At 64.4% G+C, this 25,434-nt stretch carries 21 protein-coding genes and 2 pseudogenes; 9 read left to right on the forward strand and 14 right to left on the reverse strand.

The genetic code is table 11. From position 1 onward, the window contains the following. Window positions 1-192 (forward strand): annotated as a pseudogene (locus J8I82_RS35245) (S-(hydroxymethyl)glutathione dehydrogenase); the annotation flags it as partial. Between the two features lie 31 nt (window positions 193-223). On the opposite strand, the gene J8I82_RS35250 reads toward J8I82_RS35245, so the two are convergent. From J8I82_RS35250 to J8I82_RS35290, 9 genes are all read right to left on the reverse strand, one after another. Beyond that, window positions 224-1,087, reverse strand: a complete 864-nt coding sequence (locus tag J8I82_RS35250; RefSeq protein WP_209764640.1) for an alpha/beta fold hydrolase — start codon at window positions 1,085-1,087, stop codon at window positions 224-226. A gap of 169 nt (window positions 1,088-1,256) precedes the next feature. Then, window positions 1,257-2,936 (reverse strand): 2-isopropylmalate synthase, encoded by a 1,680-nt coding sequence (gene leuA, locus J8I82_RS35255; protein ID WP_209764642.1) that lies wholly within the window; start codon window positions 2,934-2,936, stop codon window positions 1,257-1,259. Between the two features lie 387 nt (window positions 2,937-3,323). Next, entirely contained in the window at window positions 3,324-4,241 is a 918-nt protein-coding gene (gene catA, locus J8I82_RS35260) for a catechol 1,2-dioxygenase (RefSeq protein WP_209764652.1), read from the reverse strand. Between the two features lie 45 nt (window positions 4,242-4,286). After that, window positions 4,287-5,345 (reverse strand): phenol 2-monooxygenase domain-containing protein, encoded by a 1,059-nt coding sequence (locus J8I82_RS35265; RefSeq protein WP_209764655.1) that lies wholly within the window; start codon window positions 5,343-5,345, stop codon window positions 4,287-4,289. 33 nt (window positions 5,346-5,378) lie between these two features. Then, entirely contained in the window at window positions 5,379-5,741 is a 363-nt protein-coding gene (locus J8I82_RS35270) for a phenol hydroxylase subunit P4 (RefSeq protein WP_209764657.1), read from the reverse strand. Between the two features lie 23 nt (window positions 5,742-5,764). Beyond that, complete coding sequence (locus J8I82_RS35275; protein WP_209764659.1) at window positions 5,765-7,366, reverse strand: aromatic/alkene/methane monooxygenase hydroxylase/oxygenase subunit alpha; 1,602 nt, start codon at window positions 7,364-7,366, stop codon at window positions 5,765-5,767. Between the two features lie 43 nt (window positions 7,367-7,409). Then, entirely contained in the window at window positions 7,410-7,682 is a 273-nt protein-coding gene (locus tag J8I82_RS35280; protein WP_209764662.1) for an MmoB/DmpM family protein, read from the reverse strand. 16 nt (window positions 7,683-7,698) lie between these two features. Continuing rightward, complete coding sequence (locus tag J8I82_RS35285) at window positions 7,699-8,721, reverse strand: aromatic/alkene monooxygenase hydroxylase subunit beta (protein WP_209764664.1); 1,023 nt, start codon at window positions 8,719-8,721, stop codon at window positions 7,699-7,701. A 47-nt stretch (window positions 8,722-8,768) separates the two neighbouring features. Then, the gene (locus J8I82_RS35290) at window positions 8,769-9,023 is read right to left on the reverse strand and encodes a phenol hydroxylase subunit (RefSeq protein ID WP_209764667.1); all 255 of its coding nucleotides are present in this window, start codon (window positions 9,021-9,023) and stop codon (window positions 8,769-8,771) included. A gap of 341 nt (window positions 9,024-9,364) precedes the next feature. On the opposite strand from J8I82_RS35290, the gene J8I82_RS35295 reads away from it, so the two are divergent. From J8I82_RS35295 to J8I82_RS35310, 4 genes are all read left to right on the forward strand, one after another. Then, window positions 9,365-10,990, forward strand: a complete 1,626-nt coding sequence (locus J8I82_RS35295) for a sigma-54-dependent Fis family transcriptional regulator (protein ID WP_209764676.1) — start codon at window positions 9,365-9,367, stop codon at window positions 10,988-10,990. Window positions 10,991-11,185: 195 nt separating this feature from the next. Beyond that, window positions 11,186-12,058, forward strand: a complete 873-nt coding sequence (locus J8I82_RS35300) for a LysR family transcriptional regulator (RefSeq protein WP_209764678.1) — start codon at window positions 11,186-11,188, stop codon at window positions 12,056-12,058. Window positions 12,059-12,192: 134 nt separating this feature from the next. Beyond that, the gene (gene panP, locus J8I82_RS35305) at window positions 12,193-13,851 is read left to right on the forward strand and encodes a pyridoxal-dependent aspartate 1-decarboxylase PanP (protein WP_209764717.1); all 1,659 of its coding nucleotides are present in this window, start codon (window positions 12,193-12,195) and stop codon (window positions 13,849-13,851) included. Between the two features lie 156 nt (window positions 13,852-14,007). Then, on the forward strand, window positions 14,008-16,107 hold the full coding sequence (locus tag J8I82_RS35310; RefSeq protein WP_209764694.1) for a TonB-dependent siderophore receptor: 2,100 nt from the start codon (window positions 14,008-14,010) through the stop codon (window positions 16,105-16,107). A gap of 129 nt (window positions 16,108-16,236) precedes the next feature. Here the strand turns inward: J8I82_RS35310 and J8I82_RS35315 are convergent, their stop codons facing one another. Next, a complete protein-coding gene (locus tag J8I82_RS35315) occupies window positions 16,237-17,295 on the reverse strand; it encodes a beta-keto acid cleavage family enzyme (RefSeq protein WP_209764696.1) in 1,059 nt (352 codons plus the stop codon). A 397-nt stretch (window positions 17,296-17,692) separates the two neighbouring features. Here J8I82_RS35315 and J8I82_RS35320 point away from each other — a divergent pair, with 397 nt between their 5' ends. Next, the gene (locus J8I82_RS35320; protein WP_209764698.1) at window positions 17,693-18,604 is read left to right on the forward strand and encodes a TauD/TfdA dioxygenase family protein; all 912 of its coding nucleotides are present in this window, start codon (window positions 17,693-17,695) and stop codon (window positions 18,602-18,604) included. 9 nt (window positions 18,605-18,613) lie between these two features. Further along, a complete protein-coding gene (locus J8I82_RS35325; RefSeq protein WP_209764700.1) occupies window positions 18,614-19,174 on the forward strand; it encodes an RBBP9/YdeN family alpha/beta hydrolase in 561 nt (186 codons plus the stop codon). 237 nt (window positions 19,175-19,411) lie between these two features. On the opposite strand, the gene J8I82_RS35330 is transcribed toward J8I82_RS35325, so the two are convergent. From J8I82_RS35330 to J8I82_RS35340, 3 genes are all read right to left on the reverse strand, one after another. Next, window positions 19,412-20,407, reverse strand: a complete 996-nt coding sequence (locus J8I82_RS35330; protein WP_209764719.1) for a Bug family tripartite tricarboxylate transporter substrate binding protein — start codon at window positions 20,405-20,407, stop codon at window positions 19,412-19,414. Window positions 20,408-20,735: 328 nt separating this feature from the next. Beyond that, window positions 20,736-21,716 (reverse strand): quinone oxidoreductase family protein, encoded by a 981-nt coding sequence (locus J8I82_RS35335; RefSeq protein ID WP_209764702.1) that lies wholly within the window; start codon window positions 21,714-21,716, stop codon window positions 20,736-20,738. Between the two features lie 229 nt (window positions 21,717-21,945). Then, on the reverse strand, window positions 21,946-22,938 hold the full coding sequence (locus J8I82_RS35340; protein ID WP_209764721.1) for a Bug family tripartite tricarboxylate transporter substrate binding protein: 993 nt from the start codon (window positions 22,936-22,938) through the stop codon (window positions 21,946-21,948). Between the two features lie 193 nt (window positions 22,939-23,131). Here J8I82_RS35340 and J8I82_RS35345 point away from each other — a divergent pair, with 193 nt between their 5' ends. After that, window positions 23,132-24,145 carry a zinc-dependent alcohol dehydrogenase family protein gene (locus J8I82_RS35345; protein ID WP_209764705.1) on the forward strand — a complete coding sequence of 338 codons (1,014 nt, stop codon included), beginning with the start codon at window positions 23,132-23,134 and terminating at the stop codon, window positions 24,143-24,145. A 104-nt stretch (window positions 24,146-24,249) separates the two neighbouring features. On the opposite strand, the gene J8I82_RS35350 is transcribed toward J8I82_RS35345, so the two are convergent. After that, the gene (locus tag J8I82_RS35350; RefSeq protein WP_209764707.1) at window positions 24,250-25,149 is read right to left on the reverse strand and encodes a LysR family transcriptional regulator; all 900 of its coding nucleotides are present in this window, start codon (window positions 25,147-25,149) and stop codon (window positions 24,250-24,252) included. 181 nt (window positions 25,150-25,330) lie between these two features. On the opposite strand from J8I82_RS35350, the pseudogene J8I82_RS35355 reads away from it, so the two are divergent. Beyond that, window positions 25,331-25,434, forward strand: a pseudogene (locus tag J8I82_RS35355) (succinate dehydrogenase, cytochrome b556 subunit); the annotation flags it as partial.

Consider the following 25,434-nt stretch of genomic DNA (forward strand, 5'->3'; position numbering starts at 1 on the left):
CGCGAGTGGAAGGGCTCGGCCTTCGGCGGCGCGCGCGGCCGCACCGACGTGCCGAAGATCGTCGACTGGTACATGGACGGCAAGCTCAACATCGACGACCTGATCACGCACACGCTGCCGCTGGAGCGCATCAACGAAGGCTTCGACCTGATGAAGCGTGGCGAGTCGATCCGATCCGTGGTGCTTTACTGATCTCGCAACACGGCTGGCATGGCGGCGCGTGCTAGCCAGCCAACCCGGCAATCGCCCGGTTGAAGGCGCCCGGGTTCGCGATATTCATGCCGTGAGAGGCTCCGGCAATTGTCTGGCGCTCGGCACGCCCGATCCATTCCTGAAGCTTCTCGACCGTGTTGCGGAACATGCGCGGACTCTTTTGTCCATCGATCAGCAACGTCCGACACTGGATTTCCCGGGCGGCTTCGCGTGTGTAGGCGGGCAACGGGTCACGCAGCTGCTTGGGCAGTGTGAGTGCATTATCGAGCGCCATCCTGCGGAAGCTCTGGGAACTCTTGTTCCAGAAGCCGGGCATGGTTACCGAGTCTACGAACAGATTCAGGCCGGCATCAAATTCGCCTTGCTCGATCAGTTCTGCGGCCTTCGCTCTCAACGCATGGGTGCCCGGCGGCAGGTTTCCTGCCTCGGCTCGGGGCGCAGTCTGCAATGGGCCGCCCGGGTCAGCGAGCGTGAGCGTCTTCACCAGGTGGGGGTATTCGCGCGCCAGATGAAACGCAACGCAACCGCCACGCGAGTGGCCGACCAGATGGACCGGCCCCAGACCCAGCGCATCGATAAACTCCGCCACCTCAACGACGTGTGCCTCCCAACTGAAGTCGCCGCGTCCGAACGCGCCGGTTTCCGGCCAATAGTGGCCCAGGCTCGGAGCGAAGCAGTGGAAGTTCTTCGACAGGGAAGCGAGCTGCGGGTCCCAGTAGCGGTAGTCGCACAGCGACCCATGCACAAATACCATCGGCTCGCCGCTCCCGGCTTCCACATAGGGAACCGGGGTGCCGGAGGCAGTGGAAACAAAAGAAGGTGGTGGCCAGGCACCGGCCAGAGCCAGCGTAGTCAGGGGCGCTCGTGCGTTCATGTTCAACTCCTTGCGCACACTTTGCTGCATCGCCACCAAAAAGAAAATCGCATAATATTGATGGAATCTTTCAGATTTTCTGATAGCTCCACTCCGGAGAATGCGCAAGGAGTCACCGCCCCGCCCACGGCAAGGGCGAGGCATTGAAAGTGCGCCCGGGATTCCCCGCTTATGCCCTCGACAGGGCCTGGGCCCGCCGTTGCCGCAGCAGCCGGTTTGCCACGCCGATCACCGCCTGCACCGAAGCCTCGACAATGTTGTGGCTCATGCCGACGCCGAAGCCCGTCCCCGGCACGCCCTCCAGCGCTGCCTCGACGATGGCCATCGCCTGCGCTTCGGCACCGGCGCCGGTGGCTCGCTCCTCATAGGCGTCGATGCGCATGCGCAAGTCCAGCGCATGCACCACCGCTGCGATCGGGCCGTTGCCTTGCCCGTGCAGGGTCTTGCGCACGCCATCGACCATGACATCCAGCGCAATGCCCTGCCCGCTCTCGTCGAGCTTGTAGCCGTGGTACACGATCGCGGCGCCCGTCGCGTCGGACGACAGATAGGTTTCACGGAACAGCTTCCACAGCTCCGGGGCGCTGATTTCGGTCTCGCTGGCGTCGGTGGCCTGCTGCACCACGGTGCTGAATTCGACCTGCATGCGCCGCGGCATCACCACGCCATGCTCGCGCTCGAGCAGGAAGGCAATGCCGCCCTTGCCCGACTGGCTGTTCACGCGGATCACGCTGTCATAGGTGCGGCCAAGGTCCGCCGGGTCGATCGGCAGGTAGGGCACCTCCCAGATCCCGTCGGAATCCTGCGCGGCAAAGCCTTTCTTGATGGCGTCCTGGTGCGAGCCGGAGAACGCCGTGAAGACCAGGTCGCCCGCGTAGGGATGACGCGCGTGGACCGGGATCGAAGTGCATTCCTCGGTGATGCGCGCCACCGCATTGATGTCCGAGAAGTCCAGGCCGGGATGGACGCCCTGCGTGTACATGTTCAGTGCGAGCGTAACGATATCCACGTTGCCGCAGCGCTCGCCGTTGCCGAACAGGCATCCTTCCACGCGGTCGGCGCCCGCCATCATGGCGAACTCGGCGGCAGCCACGCCGGTGCCACGGTCGTTGTGCGGATGCACCGACAGCACGATATGCTCGCGCGGCACGAGGCGGCGGTGCATCCATTCGATCTGGTCGGCAAAGATGTTGGGCGTGGCGTTCTCGACGGTGGTCGGCAGGTTGATGATGACGCGCCGGTCCGCCCGGGCGCCCCACGCCTCGATCGCGGCGTGGCAGGCCTGCAGCGACACCTCCAGTTCGGTCGCGCTGAAGGTCTCGGGCGAATACTGCAGCGTCCACCGGGTCTCGGGGTGCTGGTCGGTGAGCTGCTTCAGGTAGCCGACATGATGGCGCACAAGGGCCATCACTTCCGGCACGCTCATGCCGAATACGATGCGGCGCCAGGCCGGCGCCGTGGCGTTGTAGACGTGGACGATCGCCTTGCGCGCGCCCTTCACCGCCTCCACCGTGCGCGCGATCAGCTCTTCGCGCGACTGCGTGATGACCATGATCGTCACATCTTCCGGGATCAGGTCTTCGTCGATCAGCTTGCGGATAAAGTCGAAATCGGTCTGCGACGCCGACGGGAAACCGACCTCGATTTCCTTGAAGCCGATGCGCACGAGTTCCTGGAACAGCCGCATCTTGCGCTCGCCGTTCATCGGCTCGAACAGCGCCTGGTTGCCATCGCGCAGGTCGGTCGAAAGCCACACCGGCGCGGTGGTGATGGCGCGGTTCGGCCAGGTGCGGTCGGTCAAGCCGACGGCGGGGAACGGTTGGTACTTGGCGGAGGGTTGGGCAATCATTGTTGGTCCACGAATCAGGTGCCGGATGGCTTGCAACGGAGCCATGCCGGCGAAAATCAGGCATTCTCGGATGCGATTTCCCCTGCAGCCCTTCGCATGGCGAAGGCTGGTTCGTGGGCCGGGGTCAGGGGGAAATCAGGCGGCGCGCAGCGAATCGGTCGATTCAGGCGCCAGAGGCTTGCACAAGCGGACCCCGGCCGAGCACTAGGGCTAGGCGGCCTAGGGCCAGGGTCGTGAGGTGCTTGCGATACATGTGCCAGATTCTAGCAGAGGATCTCGCCAGGCATGGTTGAAAATCTGCGAACCGGGGGTTCGCTGTCAGGGAAGCCGGCGCCCGATACCGTACCGGCCAGGCACGACATCAACCCGCCCCGGCCTCTGCGCTCCTTACGCCGTCACGGCGGCGCGTTGCCGCGCCACTTCAGCCTGCGGCGCGCCGGCATTGTCGGCGTGCAGCGTGAAGTCGAAGCGGATCAGCGAGAACGGCTTGTCCACGCCCAGCGCCTGCATGGCGGCCGCATCCTCGACGCGCGTCACCGGCGGCACCAGTCCCTCACGCGTGGCGAAGGCGAAGTCGTCCCACAGGTACGGGTCGCCGTCGATGTTGATCTGCGTGGTCAGCTTGCGATGGCCGGGCGCCGAGACGAAGAAGTGGATGTGGGCCGGGCGCGTGCCGTGGCGATCCAGTTGCTTCAGCAGGCGGTCGGTGGCGCCGTCCGGCGGCACGCTGTAGCCCACCGGCACGATGCTGCGGAAGCGGTACCGTCCTTCGCTGTCGGTGACGATGGTGCGCCGCAGGTTGAAGGCGCTCTGGGTCGGGTCGAAGTAGGAATAGTTGCCCATCGAGTTCGCGTGCCAGACCTCCACGTTGGCATCGGGCAGCGGCTTGCCGGCGCTGTCGAACACCTGCCCTTCCATCACCAGCACCTCGCCTTCGTCGCTGCCGTCGTCCAGGCGGGTTTCGGCCCGGGCGACGGGGGCGCCGGCCACATACAGCGGTCCTTCGATGGTGCGCGGCGTGCCGCCCGAGATGCCGGCGCGCGCCTCGGCCTCGTCCATGCGCAGGTCCAGGAAATGATCGAAGCCGAGCCCGGGTGCGATCAGGCCGAGTTCACCCCTGCGGCCGGCATCGGCCAGGTAGTTGAGCCCGGCCCAGAATTCCTCGGGCTGGATGTCGAGGTCCTCGATCATGTAGAACAGGTCGCGCACCATCCGGTGCACGATGGCGGCGATGCGCGGGTTGGCATTCTGGCCGGTGTTCTCCTCGATGCGGTTGAGTACGGCGTCGATCGCGATCTTGTCCATGGTTGTCTCCTATGGCCTTGTGGGCGCGTGAAGTGGGAATCGTTGTCAGAGCGAGCGGAACAGCGGACTGCGGGTGGCCTGGCTCGCGTCGGCCGCCGACAGGAACTTCTCGGTAAAGATGTCTTTCTCGAACAGCCGGCCCTGCATCAGCGTGGCGATGCAGGCTTCGATCATCGGCGGCGGCCCGCACAGGTAGGCGCGCCAGCCGCGGAAGTCGTGGCTGAAGTGGCGGCCGGCCAGGTCGTGCACATAACCACGCTCGCCAGACCAGTCGCTTTGCTCGGGCTCGCCCGACAGCACCGGCAGGTAGGTGAAGCTGTCGTGCTGCCGGGCCAGTGCCTCGAAGGCCTCGCGATAGTAGAGCTCGCCGGCATTGCGCGCGCCCTGCACCAGCACGATGTGGCGCGGATCGCCGGATTCCAGCAGGTCCAGGATCATCGAGCGCGGGCTCGACAGCCCCGATCCGCCCGCCATGAACACCAGCGGACGCGGGTCGCTCTTGCGCACGAAGAAGCGACCCAGCGGGCCGGACAACTGCAGGCGCTCGCCCGCGCCGAGCTTTTCATGCACATAGGTCGTGGCGCTGCCGCCGGGCACCAGGCGTATGTTCAGCTCGATCTCGCCCGCCGATGGCGCGCTGGCGATCGAGAACGCGCGCGGCGCGGCTTCCTGGCCGATCCACACGTTGACGTACTGGCCCGGCTGGAACTGCAGCGGCTCGCCCTCGATGCGCAGGAACACGCCCTTGATGGTCGGCGTCAGTGCCTCGACGCGCACGACTTCGGCGGTGAAATCCATCAGCGGCAGGCATTGCGCGTCCGGATCTGGCTCGATGTCGGCCTCGATCACCATGTCGGACATCGGCGTGGCGCAGCAGGCCAGGCACTTGGCTTCTTCGCGCTCGAAATCCATCAGCGCGAACGGCGACGCTTCGCCGTGGTCGAGTTCGCCTGCCAGCGTCTGTACCTTGCAGGTCCCGCACAGGCCGTGGCCGCAGGCATGCGGCAGCCATACGCCGGCGCGCAGGCAGGCGTCGAGCACGGTCTGGCCTTCCTCGATGTCGATGGTCTGCCCGAGGGGCTCGATGGTCAGTTGGTAGGTCATGACAGCCTCCGTAGTACCGTTGCCGCGGCAGCGTCAGTTGCAGGAGCCGGCAATGCCGGCAAGGCCCGGCGTGCGCAGGCGCAGCACCGACTTGTGCCCGAGCCCGTTGGCGGCCAGGCCGGCGCCCGCGTCCGGCGCGAAGGGTTCGCCGCCGCGCAGCCACTGCACCTGCGTCCAGTCAATGGCGGCGCCTTCGGGGTGGGCCGCCAGCAGCGGCGCGATGACGTCGCTGACCATGGCGCCGAACGGCATGTCGGGCGGCAGCGGCAGCGTGAAGGGGCTGCAGAACAGCAGGTGCTGGTCCCAGCCGAAATACACCAGCTGGTTGCCGTGGAAGTTCTCGACGCGGTCGCGGGTCTCGCCCGCGTAGCCCGGCTTCAGTGCGATGACTGGCATGGTGGTCTCCGGTGTCTCTTTTTTCAGTCGTGTTTGTGGTCGCAGCACGAGGCGCCGCCGCCCTGCTCCGGCGCCTGCGTGCCGTCAGCACCCGCGGCGCCGGTCCAGCGCTGCCAGTTGGCGCGGTCCTGCGAATCGGCATAGTCCCCGCGGTCCTCCGGGCGCAGGTGATACCAGTCCAGCACCTCGGGCAGCGTGCCGCCGCCGCAGTTGCCCTGGAAAATCTGGTGCACCGGCAGCCACGCCTGCACGTATTTCTCGGGCTCGCCGAGGAAGATGTCGCGGCAACCGTCGGAGCAGAAGTGGTAGTGGTCGCCGTCGTGCTCGGCCTCGCGATAGCAGATCTGCGTGGGATCGTCCGGCTCGGTGAAGGCCATCGGGACCTGGCATACCTGGCACAGCATCGGCAGGCCCGGGTTGAACCAGCGCTGCCCCGCCGCATGTTGCTGCTGCCAGTAGTCGAAGCGCGGCCGGTAGTGCTTGTCGAAGCTGTCGGGATACTTCTCTGCCAGCCAGCCCATTTCCGACGGTTCCGGCACCCAGGTGTGGATGGCAGCGGCGTGGTTGAAGTTGTAGAAGATCGACCAGGCGATGTGCGACAGGTGGTCCTTCTCCTTCGCAGCCTGCTCGTGGTACTTGGGCATGCGGATGCCGTAGCGCGCCAGGTCGGCGAACAGTGCGCCGCCGTTCTGCTCGAAGTAGATCTCCCATGCCTCCTTCCAGCTCATCACGCGCTTGGGCAGCATGTAGTCCATCATCATCGCCACCAGCGTCAGCAGCCGGTAGCCGCGCCAGAACCACTTGTCGATCCACTTCTGGATGATCGGGCGGTTGGCCGGGTCCTGCTCCAGCATGAACTTGACCACTTCCAGCCCCAGCGTCATATGGCGCGACTCGTCCGACTGCGCCGAAAAGCCGAAGGTCACGGTGGCCATGTCGCCGTTGTAGGCCGCGCCCGACATGAACGGCATGAACAGCAGGTTGGTCAGCACGTACTCGAACGAGAACGAGATCGCCGTGATGAACTCGAACGGGCCCGCCGTCATGGCGTCCTCGAAGTACGACTTGGGCACCGACAGGTACCACAGCCGGTCGTGCAGGTGGCGCCAGTCGGCAAAGCCGTTGAAGTACTTGTTGTAGTGGCTGATGGTGTGGATCTGGGTCTGGCAGTGGCGCAGTTCGTCGACCGACTGCATCTGGCACGCAACACGCGCGCCCACGCCGCGCAGCGTGCGGCCGGCCATCGCGAAGCCGCGGTGCGCGGCATATTCCAGCGGCGACACGCCGGTCAGGAACAGCTTCAGCGCGTTGACGTAGCGCGCGTCGGTGACGTTGAGCTGGCCGTTGTTCTGCTGGAACGCATCGATGATCGCGTACAGCTTGCGTTCCTTCTCGGACTGGAATTTCCAGTACGCGTCCATGGTCAGGCGGAACGGGTCTTCCCAGCCGTTCCAGTCATGGATCACGATGCCTTCGAACTTGTCGTGCGGGAACACGGCATCCATCGGCTGGTAGGTGGTTTCCCAGCCGAGGTCGCGCGTGAGGATCGCGTATTTTTCCTTCAGCGACAGCTTGGGCCTGGCAGCCTGCCGCGCGGCGGAGGCAATTGCGGTAGCGGTGGTCATGTCCTTGTCTCCTGATATTTGCATTTGCAGTTCGATTTCCGGCTCAGTGCCAGGCCAGCACGAACTGGTCTTCGGTTTCGTCGATATTGCCGGCCAGCGAGATCAGGCCGAGCTGCAGCTCCTGCACGTCCCACGCGCGTCCCATGCGCTCTTCCACGCTGGCGCGGTTGATCTCCAGCCGCCCGGGCGCGTCGATCTTGACCATGGCCGGATAGCGGTTGACGGTGGCGTGCGGGTTGTCGGCCTCGATGGCGTCGATGACGGGACGCATCTCCTCGTTGGCCTGCAGGGCGATGAATACGTTCTGTGCGGTCATGGCAGTCTCCTCGGGGTCAGGCGGCGGACCTGGCCGGCGTCTCGTCAGTGGCACGGGCCAGGCCCAGTCCGGCCAGCCGCTTCGTCAGCGCCGCTGCCGACTCGTCCAGCGCGGCTGCCGCCTCGCCCGCAAACAGGCGGCGCGCGAGCGGCGCCAGCGCATGCTGGAAACGGTCGAGCCAGGCGAAGGCATAGCCGGCGATCACGCGGGCGTTCTCGGGCGATTCCTGCGCCGCGGTCTTGACCGTGGCGTCGACCCAGCGCGCGGTCTCGGCGTACCAGGCGTTCATGAAGTCGGTGACCAGCGAGAACGCCGGGCTTTCGGCCGACAGGCGCGCATCGAGGCGCTGGTAGATCAGCGGGTACAGCAGCCCGTCCATCACCAGGTTCTGCGCCACGTGCAGCTCGAACCAGTCGTCGCGCACCAGCAGATCCTCGATCGCATGGCGCAGCGGCTGCCACGCCAGGTCTTCCATCCAGGCCGCCTTGGCGGCATCGACGGCCGCCTTGTCGCCGACGAGCAGGCCGATGCGGGTCAGGTATTGCGCGATACCGAGGCGGTCCATGGTCTGGAACATGGCCGCTTCGGTGATGGCGGAGCCAAACCCATAGGCGGTGATGGCGGCGTTGTTCATGTTGGCCGCCCACTCGACATGGCGCAACGGCACCACGCCCAGCGTCAGCAGCTCGCGCAGCGGTTCGGGCAGCGATGCCAGCAGGCCGCGCTTTTCCACGAACTCGAGGTTCTTCTCCATCGCCTCCTGCTGGCGGGCGCGGGCATTGACGTAGCTGCCGTAGTAGAACTGCCGCGGGTCCTTCAGCGCGTACCAGTCCTGCATCACCACCCGCGTGCGGCGCACGTCGTAGAGTTCATACTGCGGCTGCCACAGCGGGCGGTAGTGGAAGCTGGTTTCCGGCTGCAGGTCGTACATCGCCTCCTGGTAGCGCGTGGCGGGCTTGTCGGCGCCAAGGCGCCGAGCCAGGTTGGCGAAGGTCTGCCGGATCGGGCTGACGCTGTCCGTACGGATATCGATTTGCATGGTGGGTTGCTCCTGTCTCCCTGGTGGCTATTCGGTGCTGCCGTGGCTCAGGCCACGGTCTCGCTCCATTTGTCGCGTTCGCGTTCGAGCGCCCGTCCGAGCTGGTGTGAAACCGTGATGGCGCACTGCGCCGCGCAGAACGCGCTGAACTGCTCGGGGCGCATGACCAGCTCCACATAGAGAGCCGGGTCGCCGAGCGAAAATTCGAACTCGACCCACTGCTGGCCGCGCGAAGTCACCCGGACGTAGGGCTGCGCCCCGCGGGGGGCTGTCAAGGCGGAATGGACGGTGGGCGTGGTCATGTCTCGCTCCTGTTGCGGTGCACACCGGCTGGTGCGCGCTGTTTTCGGCGAGAGACATATAGCGAAGGCTGTGCCAGGAGCCGCCTTCCCATACGCCGCAAGGCCTGGCGGGAAAGCGCGCGGGGTGTTCGCGCCGCGGTCGGTTGACGATTTGATGAGATGAAAGAGCCGGTTTTCACCAAATGATCAAATCGGGCGTTAATGCGCCGCATCATGCCGCCGGAAACCCCGAAGATGGGCTTGCGTGGCCCCCGAACCGGCGTGATAGGCTACGGAAAACGAGGCAGGAACGCTCCCCTCCGGATCGATTCGCGCCCGCAGGCAATCCGTGGAGGATGGAGATGACCGCGCCCCCCAGGCAGAAGCCGTTCGATCTGGCTTCGCTGCTGACAATCGACCCCAAGGCCGCACAGATCCGGCTCGGGGAATCCCGCATGGTGCTGATGCATACCGAAGCGCTCAGCTACCTGCGCAAGGAAATCCTGGACACGCTGGGGCTCGAGCGCGGCAAGGGCCTGCTGATCCGCATGGGCTACGCCCAGGGCATGCGCGATGCCGAGATGGTCAAGCGCGAACGCAAGGAAGAACTCGAGCATTCGCCCAACGACGCCTTCCTGCTCGGCCCGCAGCTCCATATGCTCGAAGGCGTGACGCGGGTCGACCCCGTGCGCCTGGAGATCGACCGCGACACCGGCCACTTCTACGGCGAATTCCTCTGGCAGGATTCTTGGGAAGGCGAAGCGCCCTTCAACGAAGCGCTGAGCCGCGAGGAAGGCGGCTGCTGGGTGCAACTGGGCTATGCGTCGGGCTACAGCAGCACCTTCATGGACCGCCTGGTCATCTACAAGGAAACCGAATGCCAGCGGCGGCTCGACCCGCTGTGCCGCATCGTCGGCAAGCCGGCCGAGGAATGGGACGATCCTGACTACCTGAAGTACTTCGAGCCCGATTCGGTCATCAGCGACCTGCTGTCCCTGCAGCAGGAAGTGAGCACGCTGCGCGAGACGCTGTGCGGCGCCAACCAGGGCAACCTGATCGGCCAGTCCCCTGCGTTCCGCGAAGCCTTCGGCCTGCTGTCGGCAGCTGCCGACAGCCACATCACCGTGCTGCTGACCGGTGAAACCGGCGCCGGCAAGGAAATGTTCGCGCGCTGGCTGCATGACCACGGCCCGCGCAGCGAGCAGCCCTTCATCGCCGTGAACTGCGCGGCGATCCCGCACGAACTGATCGAGTCGGAACTGTTCGGCGTGGAGAAAGGCGCGTATACCGGCGCCCAGCAATCGCGCCCCGGCCGCTTCGAGCGCGCGCACGGCGGCACGCTGTTCCTCGACGAGATCGGCGACCTGCCGCTGTCGGCGCAGGTCAAGCTGCTGCGCGTGCTGCAGAACGCCGAAGTCGAGCGCCTGGGCGGCGTCGAGGCGCGCAAGATCGATGTGCGCCTGATCGCGGCCACCAACGTCAACCTTGCGCAGGCGATCCGCCAGGGCCAGTTCCGCGCCGACCTGTTCTACCGCATCAGCACCTATCCCGTCGCCATCCCCGCGCTGCGGGAGCGCCGCGACGACATTCCCGAACTCGCCCAGACGTTCATCCAGCGCTTCAACGCGCGCTACCAGAAACAGGTGCGCGGCCTGAGCCAGCGGGCTCGCGAGGCACTGATGCAATACCAGTGGCCCGGCAATATCCGTGAACTGGAGAACATGATTGAACGCGGCGTGCTGCTTGCGCCAGCCGTGGGGCTCATCGACACCTCCCACCTGTTTGCCAGCCAGCAGGCCGGCGATACCGAACCGCCCGAGGATGCCGACGCCCTGCTGCAGAAGCTGCTGGACCAGCAGGTGTCGCTGCCGCAGATCGAGGCCACGCTGATGAAGCTGGCGATCGATACCACGCGCGGCAATCTGTCATCGGCGGCGCGGATGCTGGGGATTACCCGGCCGCAGCTGGCGTATCGGTTGAAGAAGTGAGTGGTTTTCGTGGGTGTCGGTCCGGCTGGCGAACTGCCGGTCGGCTCGGCGCCGGCCGTCGCCAGCCTGGACCGGACGGATCGGCGCTGCCATACCTTGTTGCTTTGGGTGAAGATCGCTGAGGACACGCAAACCCCTTGACCGCTAGGGTGTGCTGGACCGAAGATGCCGCAACTGATACCCTGAAGGTATGGCATGGAACTTCGACATCTTCGCTATTTCAGCGTCGTGGCCCAGGAGCTCAACGTTACGCGCGCTGCCGAGCGGCTGCATATGGCCCAGCCGCCGCTTTCGCGCCAGATCCGGCAACTCGAAGAAGAAGTCGGCGTGTCGCTGTTCGACCGCGTGGGCCGCGGGCTGCGCCTGACGGAGGCGGGCCGCTTCCTGCTGGAGCAGACCACCCAGATGACCCAGCGGCTGGAAGAGACCATAGAGAGCACCCGGCGCATCGGGCGGCAGGACAAGCGGTGGTTTGGCATCGGCTTCGTTCCTTCGGTCCTGTACGGCGTGCTGCCAGAGCTGATCCGGGAATTGCGCGGAGCGGCGCAGCAGGTCGAGGTCGGGCTGGCCGAGATGATCACCGTCGAACAGGTCGAGGCGCTGAAGTCGGGCCGCATCGACCTCGGCTTCGGCCGCATCGCCATCAACGACCCCGCCATCCGCCAGGAGGTGGTGATGGCCGAGCCGCTGGTGGCGGCGCTGCCGGCCGGCGAGCCGCTACCCGCACTGACGCCGCAAGGGCTGGCCGCATGCCCTTTCATTCTCTACCCGGCGCGTCCCCGCCCGAGCTACGCCGACCACCTGCTGTCGCTGTTCCGGTCGCAAGGCCTGCAACTGCGGGTGGTGCAGGAGGCAAACGAACTGCAGACCGCGCTGGGGCTGGTGGCCGCGGGGGTGGGGATCACGCTGGTGCCGGCCTCGATCGAGCGGCTGCACCGCGACGATGTCCGCTACTGCCCGATCGATGCCCCCGGCTTCGTCTCGCCGGTGATCATGAGCTACCGGGTCGGGGACACCTCGCGGTTCCTGGCGCAGGCCGTTGACTGGGTGATGCGGCAGGGTCAGTGAGCGGGCCGGCGCCGGAGCTTCGCAGCATTTCGCGGCGCCGGTACGTTCGTGAGAGGACGCTTCGGATCGGACGCATCCGGTCCGGTCCGGCATAATACGCCGATAACCATGGCGGTACTGGATTGAACTGGGTGATGCAAAACAAGCCGGACAACTCTCGCGAAGAGACCTTACAAGACACGGATGGAAGCGACGACTGCCCCCTGCGCTGGTTCGACGCGGATCGCGGTGCGTTCGAATCGCTCGAGCGATTGATCGCCGAGCATCCGGCGGATTTCTTTGCCGGCGAGCGTTTTGATCCTGCTGGCGCGTGCGCCACGCGCGAGGCGGTGTTCGCGTCGGTGGAGCTGCCCGAGACTCCGACATCGCCGCAAGCGCATGCCGATCATCTGCTCAACGACGTGTTCCGGCACGTGATGCCGGTGGCATCGCCAACGTTCGTCGGACACATGACGTCATCACTGCCGTCGTTCATGCCTTCGCTGGCCAAGGTGGTGGCAGCGCTGAACCAGAACGTCGTGAAGCTCGAAACGTCGGGTGCGCTGACGGGGCTCGAGCGCCAGGTCATCGGCATGCTGCACAAGCTGGTGTTTGCCCAGGACAGCGCGTTCTACGCGAGATGGCTGCACGATGCCGACCATGCGCTCGGCGCATTCTGTTCGGGCGGCACGGTCGCCAACCTGACCGCGCTATGGGCGAGCCGCAACAACCTGCTGGGCGCGCGTGATGGTTTCGCCGGCATCCATCGTGCCGGACTGGCGGCTGCGCTGCGCCATTACGGCCATGATGGCCTCGCGATCGTGGTCTCGGAGCGCGGACACTACTCGTTGGGCAAGGCAGCGGATGTCCTTGGCATCGGCCGCGACAATCTTGTGCCGGTCGGGGTCGATGCCGACGGCCGCATGCGCATCGACCTCCTGCGCGAGACCCTGCGTGACCTGCGGCAGCGCAATATCCTGCCGATGGCGATCGTGGGTATAGCAGGAACCACCGAGACGGGGTCGGTCGACCCGCTGGACGCGATTGCGGATGTTGCCCAGGAGACCGGCTGCCATTTCCACGTGGATGCCGCATGGGGCGGCGCAACGCTGCTGTCGGAGCGCGAGCGCTGGCGCTTCGCGGGCATCGAGCGTGCCGATTCCGTCGTCATCGATGCGCACAAGCAGTTCTACGTGCCGATGGGCGCCGGCATGGTGCTGTTCCGGAGCCCGGCGTGGACGCAGGAAATCATCCAGCATGCGAACTACATCGTGCGCAAGGGCTCGGTGGACCTGGGGCGCCATACGCTCGAAGGATCGCGCGGCACGGCGGCAGTCATGCTCTATGCGAACCTGCACCTGCTCGGCCGCAAGGGGTTGGCGCAGTTGATCGATCGCAGCATCGATAACGCCAAGTACTTTGCTTCCCTGATTGCGCAGCAGCCGGATTTCGAGCTCGACAGCCATCCGCAGCTCTGCATCCTGACGTATCGCCATGTGCCCGAGGCCGTCCGTGCCGCGCTGGCCACGGCGTCGGCGGACCGGCGCGAGAAGATCCTGGACGCGCTGGATGCGCTGACCATCAGCATCCAGGAAACGCAGCGTGACGCAGGTCGCTCCTTCATATCGCGCACGCAATTGACGTCGTCCCAATGGGATGGGCGCCCGATTGCCGTTTTCCGCGTGGTGCTGGCCAACCCGGATACGACGCATGCCATGCTGCAGGACATCCTGGACGAGCATCGCACATGGGCGGCGGCAAGCCCGTGCATGGCGCCCCTGATGGCGCTGGTGGAAGCGCCGGACGTCGCGTGAGGCATTTGCGGCTGGCTCTCGAACTGGCCTCGGCATAGAGGGCCAGAACGTTCACGAAAGTGAAATGATTCCGGCGCAGAAGCGCCCGACTGAGTGGAAATAAGAATACTTCTCATTTATGATGCGAAGCTTTCTTTTCTTCCGCCCTGGGCCGTCATGCTTGTCCGCCGTCTTGCCATACCCGCCGCCGTCAGTACCCTGCTCCTGCCTCCCGTTGTCTCCCATGCCACCGAAGATCTGACCACGCTGCCATCCGTGACGGTCAGCGCCGCCGGCGACGGGCAAACTGACGTCGGTTTTGCCACGCGGCGGCCGGCCGACGTGACCAAGTCGGGTCAATCAGCGGCCGACGCCGCGCAATCGATCTCCGTCATTACGCGCGATCTGCTCGACAGCCAGCAGGCGCAGAACCTCAGCGATGCGCTGCAGAATTCCGCTGGCGTGGTCACCAACGTCTATGGCAGGCGCGGCTGGGACGACTTCATCATCCGCGGCCAGCGTGCATCGGAATCGATTTTTGCCGACGGCTTGCTCGTCGACATTAACAATCGCGTGGCGCAGGAGCTCTTCGGCGTGGAACGCGTGGAAGTCCTCAAGGGACCCGGCTCGATCCTGTTCGGCGCGGTACAGCCGGGCGGCCTGGTCAACATGGTCAGCAAGCGCCCGCGCGCCGAATTGTTCGGCGAGGCGGGCCTGACTGTCGGCAACTATGGCTTCCGGCAGATGACGGTCGACGTGGGAACGCCACTGGCCAGCGATAGCAAGGCTGCCTTCCGCCTGAACGCGCTGATGATGAACAGCGACGATCCGACCGACTATGTCTGGTATCGCAACCGCTGGATCGCGCCGTCGCTGACGCTGGACCTTGGCAGTCGCACGGACTTCACGATCCTGGCCAGCCACAACCAGCGCAACTATGTGCGCCAGCAAGGCCTGCCCGTGAATGGCACGCTGGTGCCGAACCGCAATGGCGTGGTGCCGGCCAACCGCTTCATCGGCGAGCCGAATGCGCCGTCCTATGACGGCGAGCAGAACCGCATCGGTTACGCGCTGGCGCACCGGTTCGACTCCGGCTGGACGTTGAACCAGAACCTGCGCTACCAGACGTCGTCGCTGAACGGCACGCTGGTGTCGGCCGGCACGATGGCCGTCGACAGCCAGTCGATGAACCGCAGTGGCACGCAGCAGAGCTTCTCGGGAAATTCGTTCGGTGTTGACACCAACATGCAGCGGACCTTCGCGTTCACGGGGCACGCCCACAGCGTGACCTTCGGCATCGACTACCGGCATACGAAGGAAGACCGCCTGCAGAAGACGTGCCGCGTGGCCGCGCTGAACGTCTACAACCCGGTCTATGGCGCGAGCATCAACTGTCCGTCCGCCTATAGCGTGGATGCGACCGATACGCTGGACGCCTTCGGCCTCTATCTGCGCGACCAGATCCGTATTGCCGAGCGCTGGATCATGACTGGCGGCGTGCGCTACGAATCCGCGCGGACGAGCACGACGGACCGGCTGGCGTCGTCGCGTAGCGTGAACGACAACAACGCCGTCACCGGCAGCGCGGGCGTGATGTACGACCTGACGCACTGGGCGCGACCGTACGTGAGCTTCGCCACGTCATTCCTGCCCAACGCTGGCACCGACGTCAGCGGCGCCACCTTCAAGCCAGAGAAGGGCCGCCAGTACGAAGTGGGCGTCAAGTTCGACATGCCTGGCAAGACCGGCCTGCTGACGCTGGCCGCGTTCGACCTGACGCGCACCAATGTGCTCAGCAGCGACCCGGTCAACCCGGGCTTCAGCACGGCGGTGGGCGAACAGCGATCGCGCGGGCTGGAAGCGGAACTCGCGCAGGATCTTGGCAATGGCTTCAGCGTGTTGCTGGCCTATGCCTACATCGCAAGCGAAGTCACGCAGGACACCACGGCCGCGAACGTCGGCAAGCCGCTGAACAGCGTGCCCCGGCACAGCTTCTCGACCTGGGGGCAGTACCGCTTCCGTGGCGCGCTGGCCGGCTGGTATGTCGGTGCCGGCCTGCGCGGCGAGAGCGCCAAGCGCGGCTACAGCTTCAATTACAACGTGCCGGGCTACACCGTGGCCGATCTTGCCGTCGGCTATGTGGCATCGCACTGGCGCGCGGCTTTCAACGTCAAGAACGTGTTCGACAAGATGTACTACGCAGGCGGCCTGAACAATAACGTGTTGCCCGTGGGCAATCCGCGGGTAGCCATGCTGAACGTGACGATGAACTATTGATGCCACGTCGGCGGGCAAGGCGCTGGACAGCCAGGCTGAAGCCAGCCAGGCCAACCCGCCCAAGCCATGGGGCGTTGCGCGGCCCGCCGCGCGCCCCATGCAGCACGGATGCCAGCCTCCCCTGATCCCTCAGTCCGGCTTGCGCAGGAACCCCTGGTTCCCACCGTTACGGTTTGGCGCGAAGCCATTGGCCTGAAGCGTCTCTTCCGCCGTTTCATAGAACACGCCGATCTTGCAGATCTCGCGTGCCTGCTTCGCAGTCGCGATGGGGCGACCGAATTCGCCGGCGATGCGCACCAATTGCCTGATCTGCTCCACCGAGCTCATCTTGCCCGTGCGGGTCTGGTTCCACAGCACATCCTCGATGCCGCACCGCACGTGCAGGCCCAACGCCATGCCAATCATATTGATGGGCAGCACATTGAGCACCGAGCTTTCCACCGTGACCACCGCGCCGTCGGGCACGGCACGCAGCATGTTGGCCAGGTTGTAGATGTTCGCCTGATCCATGCCGCCGCTGATCGCCACCCAGTTCATCACCAGCGGCCCCTTGTAAACGCCGCGGCGAATCAGGCGCTCAATCGTTTCGAAGCTGTTGATGTTGTAGACCTGGAATTCGCTTTGGATGCCGGCAGCCGTCAGGCGGCGGATATGCTCCTCGATAAAGCTCGGATTCGAGGGCACGATCATGTCCTTGTAGGTCCCGTAGAGGTGCGGGAATCCGCGCGACACCCCCTTGAAGTCATCGAAGCCGGCGTGCTCCGTCACGTTCATCTGCGTGGTGTTGACGGTCACCGTCACCTGGTCGGGTTTCGGATCGAGCTCAGCCAGCATGTGCCGCGTGTCGTCGGATAGCCATTTGGCCGCCGCGCCGTCGCTCTCGGGAGCAAAGCTGATGGAGCCACCCACCTGGATGATCATCTCCGGCACGCGGGCGCGCACCCCGGCGATCAGTTCATTGAACATGGACAAGCGCTTGCTGCCTTTGCCGTCGGCTTCGCGCACATGCAGATGCAGCACGGTCGCGCCGGCTTCGTAGCAATCCACTGCCTTCTGGATTTGCTCCTCCATCGTGATGGCAATGTCTTCCGGGAAGTCGGAAGGAATCCAGCCCGGCGCATAGGGAGCGGCGGTGATGATCAAAGGCTGCTGGTTCTCGGGATACAGGTGGCCGTCAAGGAAATTCATGTTGGACCTCTATGTAGAGATGCGAATATTGAGAATGTCGAATTGGATGAGAAGGCTTCAGAACAGGATTGATGAAAATCCTGTTCCTGGTCTCCTCAACGCGGTTCATGCCGAAGCGTTGCGACTTCGAGTGAATCATCCGGTTCGGCGCCACTTTCCGCTTTACGCTGGATGTCTGGCACTTATCCATCAATGACAAAGAGCCGACCCTGTCCGCTGCAGGGACGCCGGCGCAAGCTTCGCCGTGGTCAAACGCTATCGCGGGGCGGCATGCGTTCCCTTATCGCTGTGCCATGAAAAGATAAATGCCTGTCACGTCCCGTCAAGCGCAAGAAGCGCGCAGCATCCAGACTCGCAAGGATTGATCGGCCGCATCGGATCCCTGGAGACAACAATCATGAATCACGCCCCAATGGCGGCACCCGCTGTGGTCCGCGCCACCTCCCTGAGCAGCTCGATCCGCGTCGAGCCCCTGACTTGCACGATCGGCGCAGAGCTCAGCAACGTCAATCTGGGTGCGGCTGCCGAGGACGACCAGCAGATGGCCGAGATCCGGTCGCTGCTACTCAGGCATCGTGTGCTGTTCTTCCGCGAGCAGGACATCACGCGCGCGCAACACGTTGCATTTGCGAGCCGCTTCGGCCAGCTTGAAGACCATCCGGTGGTGGGCAGCCATCCGGATCACCCGGGGCTGGTGCAGATCTACAAGACCCCGGACAGCCCTCCGGATCGCAACGAGAATTCCTGGCATACCGACGCCACCTGGCGCGATAAGCCCCCGCAAGCCTGCGTGCTGCGCTGCATTGAATGCCCGCCTGTGGGCGGCGACACGACGTGGGTCAACATGGTCGAGGCCTATCGCCAGTTGCCCGACGAGATCAAGACGAAGATCGCCGCATTGCGCGCGCGCCACAGCATCGAAGCGAGCTTCGGCGCTGCGATGCCGATCGAAAAACGTCTGGCGCTGAAGGCCCAGTACCCCGACGCCGAGCATCCGGTTGTGCGTACGCATCCGGAAACCGGAGAGAAAATACTGTTCGTCAACGGAAGCTTTACCACGCACTTCACCAACTACAACGTGCCGGCTAACGTGCGCTTCGGACTGGACAAGGCGCCGGGCGCCAGCAATCTGCTCAACTACCTGGTCAGCCAGGCTGGCATCCCCGAATACCAGGTGCGCTTCCGCTGGAAGAAAAACAGCGTTGCATTCTGGGACAACCGTTCGACCCAGCACTATGCAGTGATGGATTATCCCCCGTGCCACCGAAAGATGGAGCGAACCGCCATCATGGGTGACGCGCCATATTGAAAGCCTGACATGCACTCTATGACACCAACCGTTCTCATCGTCCCCGGACTGCGTGACCATGTGCCGGAACACTGGCAGACCTTGCTGGCAGCAAAGCTGCCTCGCGTGGTCTCCGTCGCCCCGCTTGAGCAAGACAAGCTGAGCTGCGCTGCCCGGGTCGATGCGATCGAGCGCGCCCTGGCCACCATCGAGGGGCCTGTCATCATCGTGGCGCATAGCGCAGGCGCGATGATGGTCGCCCATTGGGCGGCCCGAGGCGCCAGTCGCGAGATCCTCGGCGCCCTGCTTGCAGCGCCCGCGGACCTCGAGACGCCCATGCCGGCAGGCTACCCGGCGACCGACACACTGCGCGATCATGGCTGGCTGCCGATCCCGCGTGCCACCTTGCCGTTTCCGAGCATCGTTGCGGCCAGCAGCAATGATCCGCTGACTCGTCTCGAGCGCGCCCGTGACCTGGCGCAGGCGTGGGGAAGCCGCTTTGTCGAACTGGGCGAAGTCGGGCATCTGAATCCGGCTTCCGGCTATGGTGAATGGCCGCAGGCGGAAGCGCTTATTCGCGAGCTTTCGTGAACGAACCATGGCCGGGTGCCACCGGCCGGAAGTAGAGGACAGGACTTGCGGGCTATTCCAGCTGACAGTGCCGGACTACGACCGGCCAGGCGCCTGGCCACATTGCGCAAGCCCGGCCCTTCCCTGAGGAGAACTTGCCGGATCGGCCATTCGATCGGCCATTCAGCATGCGCGGATCGATGATTGGGCAAAGCACGTCGAAGCGGCCGTGGCGACTTCGCTCACGGCATCTTCAGACTATTCGGGCTGGTAGTTGATGGACTTCAGCAACGCGACCTGTTGCTGGTATGCCTGCTTCAGGTCCGTCATCATCTCTTCCGAGGTAGCGGGATCGCCCTGCTCCATGCCCATGTCCTTGATGCGATTCTGCACGCCGGGCTGCCTGAAATACGCCAGCGTAGCCTCGCGGACTTTTTGCTGGACCGCCGGCTCGACATCCGGGCGGGACCACACGGCAAACCAGCCTGCTTGCGCCAGTTGCGGGTAGCCAAGCTCCTTGAACGTAGGAACATCCGCCAGTCCCGCAATCCGGGTCGGATAGGCCAGCGCGATCGCCTTGATCTTCCCCGCCTTGATCAGCGGCAACGAAGTAGTCACGCCATCGAACATCAGCGGCACATGCCCACCCATCAGGTCGTTCAATGCGGGAGGAGAACCCTTGTAGCCTACGTGCCGCATGGGCACATGGGTGAGTTGTCCGAGCAGGATGCCCGAGGTGTGGCCCTTCAATCCGGCAGCGTAAGAAGCAAACACGAGCCCTTCCTTTTGCGACTTGCCGTAGTCGACCAGTTGCTTCAGGTTGGAGACAGGAAGATCCTTGTTGGCGACCAGCACCAACCCCGTGCGGCTGATCTGGGCAAGGGGCTTCAGGTCGGAAAACGGCTTGTAATGGACCTTGTAGGCCAACGGAGCCTCGCTCACGACACCGCCCTGGATGACCAGGAGGGTATGACCATCCTTGCCAGTGGACTGCATGTCGCTGATCGCCAGCGCACCGGCGGCACCAGGCTTGTTTTCGACAATGACCGGCTTGCTCCACGCCTTATGCAGGCCTTCCGCCAGCAGGCGCGCCAATGCGTCGGCGCTGCCGCCGGCAGGGCCCGCCACCACCAGGCGGATCGGCTTCGTTGGCCAGGCCTGCTGGGCCTGAGCCACGGGCAGCCAGCCGACGGCACCAACGCCAAACGCCAGGGCGTATCCGCCCCACAAAAAGTTGTTGGCCTGTTTCTTCATGTCTGTACCTCTTGATTGCTGCGTTGCGTGTTTGGAGGGCTTCGTCGGTGACGGATCCGAGGGCGCGCCAGGTTCCGTCATTCTCGGATCGCACCACGTCGCCCGGCTTGGCCGAGCACGACATGCATTTACCAATTCGCGCAAACAGAGGGAAAACCCTGTAGAGATACTGCGCCCCCTTCCCGACCGCTCTTGCCAGCCGCTGACAATTCGCGATGGCAATGAGCGGCAGCGGATCCGGATCAACCGGGCCCGGCTGCCAATCACCGGGGCTATGTGCTGCAGGCCAAACCTGCGTGACGGCTTGCGGTTCCCGGAAGGGGAGCCGTCAAATCACGAAAATGGACGAGCCGGTGGTCTTTCTGGCCTCCAGGTCGCGGTGTGCCTGCACCGCGTCCTCCAGGGCATAGCGCTGATTGATCCCGATGCGGATGCGGCCGGCCGCCACGTGGCCAAACAGTTCGTCGACCAGTTCCGCCTTCTCGGCAGGATCGGCGATATAGTCGGCCAGGCCCGGGCGCGTCAGGTATGCCGAGCCTTTGCGGGCCAGTATTGCCGGATCAAAGCCGGTGACCGGGCCGGAGGCGAACCCCACGCATACCAGCAAGCCGCGGCGCTTGAGGGAGTCCAGCGAGGCCATGAACGTGTCCTTGCCCACGCTGTCGAAGACCACGGACACGCCCACCCCATCCGTCAGTTCCCGCACACGCCTGGCCACGTCCTCATGGCTGTAGTTGATCGTGTGATCGCATCCGTGGGCGCGCGCCACTTCTGCCTTGGCGTCGGTGGAAACCGTCCCGATCACGGTCAGCCCAAGCAGCTTGGCCCATTGCGAAATGATCAGGCCGACACCACCCGCTGCGGCATGCAGCAATACGGTGTCGCCCGCCTCGAACGGGTAGATCCGGCGCATCAGGTAGGCGGCGGACAAGCCCCGCATGGTCATCGCCGCGGCGGCTTCGCAACTGATCGCCGCAGGCAGCTTGATCAGCGGCGCGGCGGAGACCAGCCGCTCGGTGCTGTAGGCGCCCAGCGTGTTGATGAAACCCGTATAGGTGACACGGTCGCCGACCGCGAGATGGGTGACGCCGGCACCGACGGCCTCGATGACACCGGCGGCCTCGTTGCCGAGGCCGCTAGGCAGCGGTACCTGATAGGTGCCGCTGCGGAAATAGGTGTCAGCGAAATTCAGGCCCACGGCCACATGGCGGACACGGACCTCGCCCGGTCCCGGCTCACCAACGCCGACATCCTCAAAACGAAGGACCTCGGGTCCGCCTGTTTCGTAAAACTTGACCACTTTCGCCATGTCGTCTCCTGTTCTCTATCAAGTCTGAAAGCCCACCTGCGGCTTGCAGGCCTGGGCTCGCCAAAGTACAACGCGGCTTGCATCATCTGCCCTGGCGCCATGTCCCGCTTTACCTTGCACGCATCGGACTTTCCAATTTATGACAGGGATCCGCTGCCGCCGTAGTACGGGATCATCGGCTACCGCAGCGTCGATCGGGACCGCCGCCGCAAATGGCGGCGGCCACGGCTCATTCGTCGACCTTGATACCTGCGTCGTTGGCGATCTTCGTCCAGACCTGCAGATCGTTCCGGACAATCTCGCCCAACTGCGCGGAGGACTTGACCGGCGGCGGCTCAAAGTTCAGCTTCTTCATCAGGGCCACGATCTCCGGCGTCCCCTGCACCTTGTTGACCTCATCGGCCAGGCGCTTCACGATCGCCGGGCTGGTGCCGGCCGGCGCGAACATGCCGAACCATCCCACCGTATTGAACTTGTAGCCCTGCTCGCTCAGCGTCTTGACGTCGGCAAGCTGGGGAGACCGCACGTTACCCACAATGGCAATGCCACGCACCTTGCCGGAACGCAGGAACGGAACCGCCACGCTGGGATCAGTCCAGCCGATCTTCAGCACCCCCGAGGAAAGCTCGGTGAGCAGCTGACCGGATGTCCGATATGCAACGTGTTCGGTCTTCATGCCCGTCTGCTTCTTCAGCCACTCCATCGTCAGGTGCGCGGATGAGCCGGTGGCCCAGCTGCCGTAGCTGTACTTGTCCGGATGCGCCTTCACAAACTGGATGAGTCCGGGCAGGTCATGCACCGGCAGGTCCGGACTCACCAGCAGCAGCACGCCCCCCACCGCTGTCTGCGCGATCGGCACGAGGTTCGTTCTTGCGTCCTGGGAAATGGTCTTGATGACGGCCGGCGCCACCACCATGCTGGATGCCGTCGTGTAGAGAATCGTGTAGCCATCTGGCGCCGCCTTGAGGACCGCGTTAGTCCCGATCACCCCGCTGCCACCAGGACGGTTCTCCACGATCACAGACTGCTTCAGCGACTCGGAAAGGCGCTGCGCCATGGCACGCGCCAGCGCATCGGTTCCCGATCCGGCAGATGACGGCACGATCATTTGAATCGGGCGCGCGGGCCAGGCTTCCTGCGCCTGCACCGGTCCTGGCGCGCACAAGGTGATGCTTGCCACCGCGCACAACGTGATTGAGAGCAGCTTCTTCAGTGATGACATTGTCGTCCCCATGATATTTCGACTATTACCAGCCCGGCCAAGTGCGGCCCGCCTCACCAGGAAATATGCGGCGGGCAACTCGCTCAGGCTATGGTGAAGCTGATCATAGCAGTCTGAATTTTTCATGTCGACATTAATAAAATCGAAGTGCTAAACTCAAGACGCATCATTTGTCCTCGACCCAGGGAATGCCATGACAGCTGTAAAAGCCGTATATCTCGATCCACCGGCCGGTTTCGAGCGCATCGTTGTCGGGCAAGCGAGGGCAGCCCCTCCGGGACCGGGCGAGATCACCGTCCGCATACATGCCAGTTCGCTCAACTATCATGACTACGCAGTAGTTTCAGGCCGTCGGCCCCTGACGCAAAGGCGCATTCCGATGGCGGACGGTGCCGGGGAAGTCACCGCCATCGGTGCAGGCGTGAAGGCTTTCACGGTCGGAGACCACGTCGTCAGCACCTTCTTCCCGACGTGGCATGACGGAGCGCCGTTTCTGTGGGATTTCGCTACCGTCCCCGGAGATGGCGTCGACGGCTTTGCGCGGGAGGCTGTGACGTTGCCCGAAGCGTGCTTCACGCACGCACCACACGGCTACAGCCACGCCGAGGCCGCCACGCTGACCACGGCCGGCCTGACTGCCTGGCGGGCATTGTTTGCCGATGGCAGCTTGAAGCCGGGTGAGACCGTGCTGGTACTCGGCACCGGCGGCGTATCAGTCTTTGCACTGCAATTCGCCAAAGCGGCCGGCGCGCGGGTGATCGCCACGTCATCCTCGGACGAGAAGCTCGCCAGGCTGCACAAGCTTGGCGCAGACTGCCTGATCAACTATTGCAACACGACGCAATGGGGCGAAACAGTACGCAAGATGACAGATGGCGTCGGCGTTGACCATGTCATCGAGGTTGGCGGCGCCGCAACCCTGGACCAGTCGATGACGGCAGCCCGTGTTGGCGGACATATCGCCGTGGTCGGCTCATTGGGAAACCCGACCGGGCCGGTCACCGTCACCCAGCTGCTGCGCAAGCACCTGCGCCTGACCGGGCTGCTGGTGGGGAGCCGCCGACACCAGCTCGACATGGTGCGTGCCTTGAATACCACCGGCATCCGCCCGGTCATCGATCGGCATTTCCCGCTGGAAGCCATGGCTGACGCCTTTCGCTACCAGGAAGCGAATCAGCACATCGGCAAGATCGTGCTGGACATCTGATCGACGGCTTCATTCATGGTGTTGTTCCCTTGTATCTGTGTGCCAGTTTGCCGGGGATCGTACCTGTGTGCCCGAGGCACCCGTTCGAACCGCTGCGCTTGCCCCTAAGGCGTGGCGCCGGCACCGAATCCCTGAGCCTTGTGCAGAAAATTAGCCGTTTTCGCGGGGGTCGCCTCGATCCGCGACGCGAGTGCCAGGCGGATCGAGACCGGGCTGCCAACGATGTCCTTGTAGACAACGCCCTCGACCTGAATCTGGCAGACCGAGGCGGGAACGAGTGAAACGCCGAACTCCGCTGCCACGAGATTCACGACCGAAGAGAGTTGCGGGGCTTCCTGCCCGGCGATGAGATCAAAACCGGCCTGCTTGCAGGCGCCGACGATGACGTCATGCAAGGTCGGACTCGCTTCCCGGGGCAGCAGCACAAAATGGTCTTGCGCCAGGGCGTCGAGGGATATCCGGCGCCGCTTTGCAAGAGGATGCGTGGCGGGTAGCACGACCTTCATCGGCTCCACGGCAATGTGCTGCAGCTGAACCCCTGCCGGTGATTGGCCGCTCAGGCGGACAAAGGCCACATCGACCCGGCCATCATTGAGATAGGCGAGGAGTTGCGACGTATTGCCTTCTGCCAGGGTGAGCACAACATTGGGGTAATCCTGCCGATAGGCGCGGATCAGCCTTGAGACCACGGGGTTGAACGCGGCAGAACCGGTAAATCCGATGTTGAGGCGCCCGATTTCGCCCCGTCCGGCGCTTTGCGCTTTCTCCACGGCGGTGCGCGTGTCATGGAGTATGCGCCGGGCGTCCGTTGCGAACGCCTCGCCCGCTTCGGTCAGGACCACGCCATGCCCGGTGCGGCGAAACAGCTTGACCCCCAGCTCCTCCTCCAGCGCGTGAATCTGCTGGCTGAGCGGCGGCTGCCCGATGCCGAGCTTTTCCGCGGCCCGCGTGACGTTGCGCTCGTCGGCGACGGCGAGGAAGTAGCGAATATGCCGCAGCTCCATGCGATATCTGCCGTCCTATATATCAGAAAGATGCGATAGATATTGGACAGTATATCAGCGGGAGGCCAAAATACGCGCGTATCACCCCTTGCCGGGGCTGCATGGTGTTCGAAGACTATGTCGGACCGTGTTGCCCGAGGCCAAGGCGGCGAATCATCCCACGACAAGAATCAGCGCCCCCATGGAAAAGCAACTATCCACCAGGCCCGAGTTCCGGAATATCGGTATCTCGCAGATCGCGAAATACCGGTTGCCCTGGGCCGGCAAGGTATCCATCCTGCATCG

This window comes from Cupriavidus consociatus (assembly GCF_017814975.1).
GTDB lineage: Bacteria > Pseudomonadota > Gammaproteobacteria > Burkholderiales > Burkholderiaceae > Cupriavidus > Cupriavidus consociatus.

Bases quoted from the DNA above. Each gene is read 5' to 3' on its own strand.
- J8I82_RS35350 (WP_209764707.1), bottom strand. From the start codon at position 25,149: ATGGAGCTGCGGCATATTCGCTACTTCCTCGCCGTCGCCGACGAGCGC.
- J8I82_RS35250 (WP_209764640.1), bottom strand. From the start codon at position 1,087: ATGAACGCACGAGCGCCCCTGACTACGCTGGCTCTGGCCGGTGCCTGG.
- panP (WP_209764717.1), top strand. From the start codon at position 12,193: ATGCAAAACAAGCCGGACAACTCTCGCGAAGAGACCTTACAAGACACG.
- J8I82_RS35275 (WP_209764659.1), bottom strand. From the start codon at position 7,366: ATGACCACCGCTACCGCAATTGCCTCCGCCGCGCGGCAGGCTGCCAGG.
- J8I82_RS35295 (WP_209764676.1), top strand. From the start codon at position 9,365: ATGACCGCGCCCCCCAGGCAGAAGCCGTTCGATCTGGCTTCGCTGCTG.
- J8I82_RS35325 (WP_209764700.1), top strand. From the start codon at position 18,614: ATGCACTCTATGACACCAACCGTTCTCATCGTCCCCGGACTGCGTGAC.
- catA (WP_209764652.1), bottom strand. From the start codon at position 4,241: ATGGACAAGATCGCGATCGACGCCGTACTCAACCGCATCGAGGAGAAC.
- J8I82_RS35290 (WP_209764667.1), bottom strand. From the start codon at position 9,023: ATGACCACGCCCACCGTCCATTCCGCCTTGACAGCCCCCCGCGGGGCG.
- leuA (WP_209764642.1), bottom strand. From the start codon at position 2,936: ATGATTGCCCAACCCTCCGCCAAGTACCAACCGTTCCCCGCCGTCGGC.
- J8I82_RS35265 (WP_209764655.1), bottom strand. From the start codon at position 5,345: ATGACCTACCAACTGACCATCGAGCCCCTCGGGCAGACCATCGACATC.
- J8I82_RS35315 (WP_209764696.1), bottom strand. From the start codon at position 17,295: ATGAATTTCCTTGACGGCCACCTGTATCCCGAGAACCAGCAGCCTTTG.
- J8I82_RS35310 (WP_209764694.1), top strand. From the start codon at position 14,008: ATGCTTGTCCGCCGTCTTGCCATACCCGCCGCCGTCAGTACCCTGCTC.
- J8I82_RS35270 (WP_209764657.1), bottom strand. From the start codon at position 5,741: ATGCCAGTCATCGCACTGAAGCCGGGCTACGCGGGCGAGACCCGCGAC.
- J8I82_RS35345 (WP_209764705.1), top strand. From the start codon at position 23,132: ATGACAGCTGTAAAAGCCGTATATCTCGATCCACCGGCCGGTTTCGAG.
- J8I82_RS35280 (WP_209764662.1), bottom strand. From the start codon at position 7,682: ATGACCGCACAGAACGTATTCATCGCCCTGCAGGCCAACGAGGAGATG.
- J8I82_RS35330 (WP_209764719.1), bottom strand. From the start codon at position 20,407: ATGAAGAAACAGGCCAACAACTTTTTGTGGGGCGGATACGCCCTGGCG.
- J8I82_RS35320 (WP_209764698.1), top strand. From the start codon at position 17,693: ATGAATCACGCCCCAATGGCGGCACCCGCTGTGGTCCGCGCCACCTCC.
- J8I82_RS35300 (WP_209764678.1), top strand. From the start codon at position 11,186: ATGGAACTTCGACATCTTCGCTATTTCAGCGTCGTGGCCCAGGAGCTC.
- J8I82_RS35340 (WP_209764721.1), bottom strand. From the start codon at position 22,938: ATGTCATCACTGAAGAAGCTGCTCTCAATCACGTTGTGCGCGGTGGCA.
- J8I82_RS35335 (WP_209764702.1), bottom strand. From the start codon at position 21,716: ATGGCGAAAGTGGTCAAGTTTTACGAAACAGGCGGACCCGAGGTCCTT.
- J8I82_RS35285 (WP_209764664.1), bottom strand. From the start codon at position 8,721: ATGCAAATCGATATCCGTACGGACAGCGTCAGCCCGATCCGGCAGACC.